The sequence below is a fragment of the Kitasatospora sp. NPDC001175 genome (assembly GCF_053598215.1).
Window position 1 is genome coordinate 17,252 of sequence record NZ_JBSFJU010000086.1, and the last position, 8,777, is coordinate 26,028.

Sequence of the window (8,777 nt, forward strand, 5' to 3'; positions counted from 1 at the left end):
TGCCGCTGCGCACCGCCGTGCTCGGCCGGCTGGGCCGGGTGGCCTGCCGTCCCAGCAGGTTCGGTCCCGGGACGCCCCGACTCGTCCTGCCGCTGCGCACCGCCGTGCTCATGGCCCGGGGCGGAGGTCTGGCCACCGCCCGGGTGCTGGGCGGGCGGTTCGGTGCTGTGCACCGTTGCGTCCGTGCGGTGGCCCGTGGCCGGGGACGGCTCCGAGCCGCCGCGCTCGGCCGGTGCGGCGTGCCGGGCGGGTTCGTCTCCGTGGTGGGCGGGCGCGGACGGGTGCTCCGGCCCTGAGCGCTGGGGTTCGCCTCCGTGATGCGTCGGCGCGGACGGCTGCTCCGCCCCCGCGTGCCCAGGTGCTTCGCCGTGGTGCCCGGGCGCCGGAGCAGGCTCCGAACCCGCGTGTCCGGAGGGCACCTGACCGTGACTCGGCACGGACGAGGACGCGGGCGAAGGCGCCGGCGAAGGTCCGGTGCTGCCGTGCTCCGCAGGCGCGTCTCCGTGGCTGGGTCCCTCGGCGTGCCGGCCGGAGGTCGGCAGCTGCTCCGACGCGCCGTGTGCCGGGGTGTCGGAGTGGTTGACGCCGGCGGAGGGTCCTCCGGCGCTACCGGCGTGCTCTGCGGGCCCGGTGCCGTGCGCCGCCGGCTCGCCCGGGTGGTGTGCCGGGGCCGATGAGGGTGTCTCGCTCGCGCGGGTCGGCCGGGCCCCGGCCTCGTCGTGGTGCGAGGCGGCTGGGACGCTGTCGCCGTCGCCGGTGAGCCGGGTGCCGAACGGGTCCAGTGCGGGGCCCCGGTCCGTACGAGGGCGCGAGGCACCGCCGGCGTGGTCGGTCCCGCTGCCGGATCCCACACCGGAGGCGCTGTCGTGTGCGCCCGAGGAGCCCCCACCGGTGTGCTGCCCGCCCTCGTCGGAGCCGCCTCCGCCGGCGACGCCGTCGGACCGCGTACCCACCCCGGCAGACGGTCCACCATGGCCGCTGCTACCGCTGCCGCCGCCACTGCCAGTCGTGTACGACTCACCCGACTCACGCGGGCCGGACGATCCCGGTTCGTGAGAGCCCGATGACTCGTGGGACCCCTGCGGCAAGCCCGACTCATGGGACTCATGAGGTACATGGGCCGATGGGGACTCGTGCGAGCCGCCACCCGTCGCCCGGTGCTTGGCCGCGCCCGCCATGCCGGAGGCGACGTTGTCCCGCAGGCCCGTCGCGAGGCTGTTGGGCAGGTCCTTGACGCTCTGTTTCACGGAGTCGACGCCGGTCTTGGCCAACTCGCCGACGTTGAAGCCCTGCTGGGCTCCGAACTCCATCTTGACGCCCTGCTTGATGAAGTCGCTGACCATGGCTTCCAGAGCCTGGATCGCCGACTGCTTCAGGGTCTGCTTCAGCGTCTCGACCAGCTTGTGGCGCAGCTCCGTCAGGATCCTTCTGACGATGAGCCTGGTCGCCTGGGTGGCACCCAGCGCGCCGACCTCCGACAGGCCGAAGCTGAACGGCGCCGCGGCCTGGGCGGAGATGATCTCGACCGCCAGCATGACGAGCTGCGCGATCACCGCGATCTTGGCGACCTCGGCCGCGATCGCGGCGGCCTCCAGGGCGAAGGCCATCAGTTCGGCGGCCTCCTTGGCTTCGTGCAGGTAGCCGCCACCGCCGTCGAACCTGCGCCACATCTCGACGAAGCCGTCGATCGCCTCGCCCGAGTTGTCGCTGGTGACACGCTGCGCCGAGCTGCTGCCGCGCTCGCGGATCCGGTCGATCTCCTGACCGAACTCGCGCCATACCTGCGCGGCTTCCCGCAGCTTGTCCTCGTCGGCGTGAGGCCAGTTGTAGCCCAGGATCTGCAGGACCCATTCGAGCTCGCTCGGCAGCATGATGGACACGCGAAAACCTCCCCCGTTCGCGAAGAATCGATTCAGCTAGCGCGCCCGGCGCTCGCCCCCACCCGTGCATCCGCAAGAGGCAGGTGCACACACGGCGTCAGAGACGCGGCCGGTCCAAGCGGCCGATCCGTTCGGTGATCTCCTGCTGCCGACTGTCCAACCGGTCCATCCCCGTGCCCACTTCGTCGTCCGTCTGAGCAGCCGAGGCAGCCATGCTCTGCAATCCCCCGCCGATCTTCCCGAGCTGCTCCGCCAGGTGGTTCATCGAGTCGACGATCCCGTCACGTGCTCCCGTGTAGACGGTGCCGAAGTACTGGCCGATGTCATCGTCACCCCAGGGCTCCTTCAGAGCCTCAAGACCCTTGCTCAGGCTGTCCGTCGCCTTGCCGAACTCCTCCGCGAGGCTCTCGAACTCCCGCCCCTCGCCCTGCAGTTCCCACGGATTCAGTTTGAACTCGCCGCCGGCCAAACCTGCCGCCTCCCCCAAGGCTGCTCATTGAACATCCTCAAACGATCAAAATCTAAGCATTCATCATCTGAAATGGTGTCCGACACTCTATCGTTCCGACCGCTCGACGCCCAGCAACCGCTCCGGTGATCCCGTGGGCGCGCCCGGAAAACGCGACCGCCGGTACGGGGTGGGAACCCCGTACCGGCGGTCGCCGGGTGCAGGTGCGGTTACTCGTCGCTCGACGAGGACTGGCTGCCGCCGAGCAGGGCGTTGGTCAGGCCGTCGGCGACCGGGGAGCCCCAGCCGGTGACCTGGTCGTAGCCGGTGCCGGCGGAGAAGTCCTGGTTGGCGCCGGTGGTGACGTCGTGGAAGGCCGAGCCGTAGTTGCTGCCACCCGCGATCGAGTACAGCTTGGGGTTGGCCTCACCGAGTGCCGACTGGCCGGCGGCCTTCGCCTTCTGGTTGAACAGCGAGGCGTAGCCGGCCCAGAGCGGGGCCGCGGCGGAGGTACCGCCGATGACCTGCCAGCCGCCCGCGGTGTAGACGGCGAAGCCGCTGTTCGGGTCGGCGTTGGAGGAGACGTCCGGGACGGTGCGCTTGCCGCCGCCGACACCGGTGCCGCTCTGCCAGCTCGGCTGGGCGAACTGGGTGGAGACGCCGCCGCCGGCGGTGCTCCAGGCGCTCTCCGAGGAGTAGCTGTTGTCGTCGTTCACGCTGAGGTTGGTGCCGCCGACGCCGGTGACGTACGGGTCCGAGGCCGGGAAGTCGACCGCCTGCACGGAGGAGCCGCTGGTGGAGCGGGTGCAGTCGCGCGAGCCGTCGTCACCGGAGGCCGAGAAGACGCTGATGCCCTGCGCGGCGGCCTGCTTGAAGGAGTTGTCCACCGCGGTCATCGAGGACGCGGTGGTGTCCGGCTCGCAGGAGCCCCACGAGATGGAGATGACCGAGACCTTGTTCTCCGACACGATCTGGGCCGCCATGTCGATCTCGCCCTGGTCGCTGTTGGGGGCCTCGTAGACCAGCTGCTGGGCCTTGGGCGCGACACCGCGGACGATCTCGGAGTCCAGCTCGACCTCGCCCTGGCCCTGGCCCGGGGAGCTGTCGTAGTTGGCACCGTCCACCGAGACCGTGCTGACGTCCGGACCGGACAGGCCGAACTGGCTGTCGTACGTCTTCAGGTTGGACGACGAGTAGCCGTCGAACTCCCACAGGGCGACGGTGGTGCCACTGCCGTCGGTCCCCAGCTTGTCGAGGTTGTAGGCGCCGTTGTACTGCGCCGGAGCGACCCCGCTCGGAGTGTCGTGCGGGGTCGCCGCCTTCGGCTTCGCCATGCGGGTGGTGCGCACGGTCTTGTTGTTCAGACCGGAGACGCCCTGGACCACGCCGGACAGCGAGGCCGGCACCGAGGCGGCACCGTCGTTGGCGAAGAAGGCCTTCTTCTCCAGCTTGTCGACGTAACGGCTCTCGTGGGTGCCGAAGGCCTTGGCGATCTGCGCGTTGGTGCCGCTGGCGTTGACCACCTGGCGGTTGGCGCTGACCGAAGTGACCTTCAGGCCCTGGCCCTCCAGGTAGGAGCGCACCTGCGCGACATCGGCCTGGGTCGGGCCGAAGCGCTCGGTGAACTGAGCCGGGGTCAGGTAGTGCCCGTACTGCGGGGAGTGCTTGTCGTTGACGGCCGCGAGGAAGCGGTCGAGCTGCGCGGTGTTGCGCAGCTTGAGGCTGACCGCCACCGATATCTGCTGGGCGGCGGGGACATCGCCCTGCTTCTGCGAGTGGGCCACCGCGGGGGTCACGGTGTTGGGCAGTGCCACCCGGGGCGCCGAGACGTGGGGCGCCGGCGCGGCGTAGGCGGTCGTGGCTGCCAGGGAAGCCGCGGTCAGCGGCAGGACGGCGAGTGCCGAGGCAAGAGCGAGCGAGCGGGGTCGCACGGGATCCTCCGGGAAGTGGGGTTAGCTCCGGATCGGGAACGCTTGTCCGAACTTCCCAGGAAACTCTCAGGATTGGGCTCAAGTCTGAGCAATTCCTTACTAAAAAACAGTCAACTGTGAAGATGCTGGGAGCTGCAACTGAATGACCGGCCCTCCATACAGTTAACGGCCGGTTCCAGCACGAGTCTTGGGGACGTCCATCGATCCCCCACCCAATCCCCGGGATCGTGAAGCTCGTGTTCTCCCGCTCCCGTACGGCCGTCGGCCCCTCCACGGTTCGCGCCCGCACTGGGGCAGCACCGGGCCAAGACGGTGCCGTCGGTCCTCACGGCATCACAGCGGAGCGGGCGGCGCCGCGTCGGGGATCACGCGACGGTGATCGAAGTCGCCCGGCCCGGCCGGCGAAGGCCGCGACAGAGGCCGGGTCAGCCGGCGAACCCCGGCACCACCAGACCGGACTCGTACGCGATCACCACCGCGTGGGTCCGGTTCTGCGCGCCGAGCTTGGTCAGCACGTGCCCGACGTGCGTCTTCACCGTCTCCAGAGTCACCGTGAGCGACTGAGCGATCTCCGGGTTGGACAGGCCGGTGGCCATCAACCGCAGCACCTCCTCCTCCCGCCCCGTCAGCGCCGCCTTCGGCAACGCCTCGGCGGAGCCCAGCGGGCGGGCGGCGATCATCCGGCGCAGCGCCGCCGGGAAGAGGATCGCCTCCCCGGCCGCCACCACCCGCACCGCCTCCGCGATCTGCCGGACCGGAAGCCGCTTGAGCACGAAACCGCTGGCCCCCGCGCTGAGCGCGGCGGTGACGTAGCCGTCGTTCTCGAAGGTGGTGATCACCACGACCTTCGGCGGTTCGGCCGACTCGGCCAGCAGCTGCCGGGTGGCCTCGATCCCGTTGCGACGCGGCATCCGCACATCCATCAGGACCACGTCCGGCCGCAGCCGCCGCGCCTGCTCGACCGCCTCGACACCGTCGGCGGCCTCCCCGATCACCGCGATCCCCGGCTGGGCCGCGAGCAACGTGCGCAGACCGCTGCGGGTCACCTCGTCGTCGTCCGCGATCAGGAGTGTGACGAAGGTGCCGGTAGGGCTGGTGGTGGCGGCTTCGCTCACGCCGGAGCCGATCATGCCGACCCCCGTACCGGCAGCCGGACCGCCAACCGCCAGTGCTGCGGCCCGTCCGGGCCGGCCTCGATCTCACCGTGAAGCAGCCGCACGCGCTCGGCCAGCCCGGGAAGGCCGTGCCCGGACGTCGGGAAGGCACCCGTGCCCGTGCCCGTGCCCGCCCCGGTCCGGTTGACCACACGGAGCTCCAGTGCGTCCGATGCCGCCACCACCCGCACTTCGATCGGACCGCCCGACCCGTGCCGCAACGCGTTCGTCAGCCCCTCCTGCAGGATCCGGTACGCCGCCCGGGAGAGCGTCCCCTGCACCTGCGCCCACTCGCCCGACAGCACCGGCTCCACCACCGCGCCCGCATGCCGCAACCGGTCCAGCAGTTCAGGCAGGTCGGCCAAGGTCCGGGTCGGCGCCGTCCCCGCCTCCTTCTCGCGCAGTACGCCCAGCACGTAGTCCAGGTCCTCCAGCGCGGCCCGGGTCGACTCCTCGATGCTGCGCAGGGCGGCCCGGGCCGCCACCGGGTCCGCGGAGAGCACCTCGCCCGCCACCGCCGCCTGGATCGTGGTCGCCGTCAGCGTGTGCCCGATCGAGTCGTGCAACTCGTGGGCCAGCCGGTTGCGTTCGGCCAGCCGCTGCTCCCGCTCGGCCGCCAGCGCGAGCCGCTCAGCCGATGACAGCCCCAACAGCCTCGGTGCCAACCATCGCAGAGCGCTCGTCACCACCACGCACACCGCTGCCGCCAGCAGCAGACAGCCGAGCGCCACCGCCCAGCTCGACCAGCCACCCGCCACCCGCGCCGACCAGCCGAACAGACTCACCTGCGCCTCGCCGCCGAGCCAGCCCCCCGGCAGCGACAGGCCCGCGAGGAGCAGCACACCGCTCACCAGCGCCCCCGTCCACCCCAGTGCCACGTGCAGCAGCAGCCAGAGCGGAGTCCGCCAACGGTCGGCGCCGGATGGCACGGCAGGGGTCGGCAGAGCAGGGGCCGGCGCCGTAGGAGTCGGCCCAGTGCCGGGTGAGCTCGCGAACCGACGGCCGGCCGCAGGATCCGGCAACGGCACCCTCAGCAGTCGACGGGCGGACGCGATCAGCGCCCGCCGTGTGGTGCGGGCCAGCCCGACCGCGCCGATCAGTGCTGCCCAGACCAGCAAGGTCAGAACGGCCCGCACTCCATATGGAGCGGATCGCCACGTCAGCGCCGGCAGCATTGCGAACGGCAGCAGTGGAAGGCTCGCCAACGCGCCGCAATAGGCGAACAGCGCACCCGCATACGTGGAGCCGCGCAGCAACGGCCGGATTCCCCTGATCACGATCGCCAGTATGACCGGGCAGCTCGCCGGTGGCCTCCCCCGGTCGAGGGAGCATTCTCTCCCTTCTTCCCGCGATGCGCGCCCGAGCCCCCGGAACCGATGATCGTGTCCTGCCCAGTTGACGAGAGGACGGCTTATGCACACCCGGGGGAGAGAGGCGTCACCGAATCACACGGCGCCGGCTGAGGCCATGTCAGCTCTGACGGCGTCGACGCCGACTCGGACAGCGCCGACTCGGACGGCATCGACTTGGACCGCTGGGGCAGACCCCCGTTCCCGTTACCTCCAGGGCCCCGGCTACGGCGTGCAGCCTCCGGTCGGCAGGAACGGCCTGGCCGTGGCCGCCATGGTGCTGGGCGCCATCGGCTTGATCACCTCGATCGTCTTCATCGGCGGCCTGTTCGGCGTCATCGGTCTGGTCCTGGGCATCGTCGCCCTGAGGACGGCCAAGCGGAGCGGTATCGGCTGGGGCATGTCCGTCACCGGCGTGGTGACGTCGTTCATCGCGATCGTGGTGTCCATCCTGGTCGCCGTCTTCATGGTTTGGTACGCCGACAAGACGCAGCAGTGCTACCAGCTCGACAGCTTCCGGCAATACGAGCAGTGCGTCCACCAGCAGCTCACCCGAGACTGACCGGCGGCCGGTGGCATAGCCGGCAATGCCCCGGCCTCGGCGCACCGCTCGAGCGGCCGGCCCCACCGAGGCTCGGCACACACCGCTGTTTTCCCAACGATTCCACAGGAGTTGACTCATGCGTGAGCAGGCGTGGCAGAGGCTTCGTTCTTCCGGGCGGCAGCAGGGCGGTCGGCGACGAGCCGTGCCGGCCGCGGCCGCCGTGGCCATCGGCGTCATGACGATGGGTGCCCTGGCGCCACCCGCCGCGTCGGCTGCCGCCAGGCCGGACACCGTCCAGCAGGGCCTGAACGCGCTGGTGCACTCCGATGGCCTGCCTGCCGCGCTGGCGAGCGTCAAGGACCGTGAGGGCCGCACCCGTACCTACACCGCGGGGGTCGGCGACCTGGCCACCGGCTCGAAGGTGCCCAGGGACGGCCAGGTGCGGATCGGCAGCAACACCAAGACGTTCACCGCGGTGGTCGTGCTGCAACTGGTCGGTGAAGGGAAGGTCGGCCTCGAGGAACCGGTCGACACCTATCTGCCGGGCCTCGTACACGGGGAGGGGATCGACGGACGCCGCATCACCGTCCGTCAGCTCCTCCAGCACACCAGCGGGCTTCCCGATTACGAGGGCTACGTCGAGGACGCCACCATTCAGCACCGGTACTTCGAACCCCGCGACCTCCTGGACATCGCCTTCCAGCACAAGGCCGACTTCGCCCCCGGGGCGAAATTCGAGTACAGCAGCACGAACTACGTGTTGGCCGGCCTGATCATCCAGAAGGTCACCGGCCGGCCCCTCGCCGAGGAGATTGGCCAACGCATCCTCCAACGCATCGGGCTGCGCCACACCTACTTCCCCGCCCCCGGTGACAGGAGCATCCGAGAACCCCATCCCGAGGGCTACCACAGGGATCCAGCGGGCGGACCTCTGCGCGACATCACGGAACTGGACCCCTCCGCGGGCTGGGCCGCAGGCCAGATGACCTCCACCAACTCCGACCTCGACCAGTTCTTCACCGCGCTCCTCGCCGGCCGCCTCCTCCCAGCGGCCCAGCTCACCCAGATGCGCACCACCGTCCCCATCGGGGACACCGGCGCCGGCTACGGACTGGGGCTCATCAGCAGGCCACTGTCGTGCGGCGGTGTCTACTGGGGCCACGGCGGTGACATCCCGGGATACGAGACCCGGGGCGGAGTCACCGACGACGGCCGCGCCGCCAACATCGCAGTGACGAGCATCCCGACCGACGAGGCAGCCACGAAGCATCTCGAAAGTGTCGTGGACACGGCCCTCTGCCGCTGAACCACGCCTCCCACAAGGGCCGCTGGAGCGGAAGGCCGGTCCGCTCCAGCGGTGCGGTCCCACGTCGAGGTCCACCAGTGCCGGACAAACTGGTGGCCAGAATCACCTTCTCGTGGCTGTTTCGGTGCCCCGGGCCCACGGGGTACCAAGCGGAAAGTAGGGTGG

At 70.5% G+C, this 8,777-nt stretch carries 7 protein-coding genes; 2 read left to right on the forward strand and 5 right to left on the reverse strand.

Going from position 1 to position 8,777, the window contains the following annotated elements; translation table 11 throughout:
- The 5 genes from ACWDAK_RS35925 to ACWDAK_RS35945 all read right to left on the reverse strand — a co-directional run.
- Nucleotides 1–1,871, reverse strand: a 1,871-nt coding sequence (locus tag ACWDAK_RS35925; protein ID WP_449806536.1) for a WXG100-like domain-containing protein, incomplete at its 3' end; no start/stop codon positions are given.
- A 106-nt stretch (nt 1,872–1,977) separates the two neighbouring features.
- The gene (locus tag ACWDAK_RS35930; protein WP_344640926.1) at nt 1,978–2,367 is read right to left on the reverse strand and encodes a hypothetical protein; all 390 of its coding nucleotides are present in this window, start codon (nt 2,365–2,367) and stop codon (nt 1,978–1,980) included.
- Between the two features lie 191 nt (nt 2,368–2,558).
- Nucleotides 2,559–4,259 (reverse strand): S53 family peptidase, encoded by a 1,701-nt coding sequence (locus tag ACWDAK_RS35935; RefSeq protein ID WP_344640927.1) that lies wholly within the window; start codon nt 4,257–4,259, stop codon nt 2,559–2,561.
- Between the two features lie 425 nt (nt 4,260–4,684).
- Nucleotides 4,685–5,389, reverse strand: coding sequence for a response regulator transcription factor (locus tag ACWDAK_RS35940; RefSeq protein WP_427395401.1), 705 nt, complete (start codon nt 5,387–5,389; stop codon nt 4,685–4,687).
- Nucleotides 5,386–6,690, reverse strand: a complete 1,305-nt coding sequence (locus tag ACWDAK_RS35945) for a sensor histidine kinase (RefSeq protein WP_427395402.1) — start codon at nt 6,688–6,690, stop codon at nt 5,386–5,388. Before ACWDAK_RS35945 ends, ACWDAK_RS35940 begins: the two co-directional genes overlap by 4 nt.
- Before the next feature lie 346 nt (nt 6,691–7,036).
- Between ACWDAK_RS35945 and ACWDAK_RS35950 the strand changes: the two genes are divergently transcribed.
- Entirely contained in the window at nt 7,037–7,324 is a 288-nt protein-coding gene (locus tag ACWDAK_RS35950) for a DUF4190 domain-containing protein (protein WP_344640942.1), read from the forward strand.
- A gap of 118 nt (nt 7,325–7,442) precedes the next feature.
- Nucleotides 7,443–8,612, forward strand: a complete 1,170-nt coding sequence (locus tag ACWDAK_RS35955; protein WP_427395403.1) for a serine hydrolase domain-containing protein — start codon at nt 7,443–7,445, stop codon at nt 8,610–8,612.
- Nucleotides 8,613–8,777: the final 165 nt, after the last annotated feature.

Bases quoted from the DNA above. Each gene is read 5' to 3' on its own strand.
- ACWDAK_RS35940 (WP_427395401.1), bottom strand. From the start codon at position 5,389: ATGATCGGCTCCGGCGTGAGCGAAGCCGCCACCACCAGCCCTACCGGC.
- ACWDAK_RS35950 (WP_344640942.1), top strand. From the start codon at position 7,037: ATGGTGCTGGGCGCCATCGGCTTGATCACCTCGATCGTCTTCATCGGC.
- ACWDAK_RS35955 (WP_427395403.1), top strand. From the start codon at position 7,443: ATGCGTGAGCAGGCGTGGCAGAGGCTTCGTTCTTCCGGGCGGCAGCAG.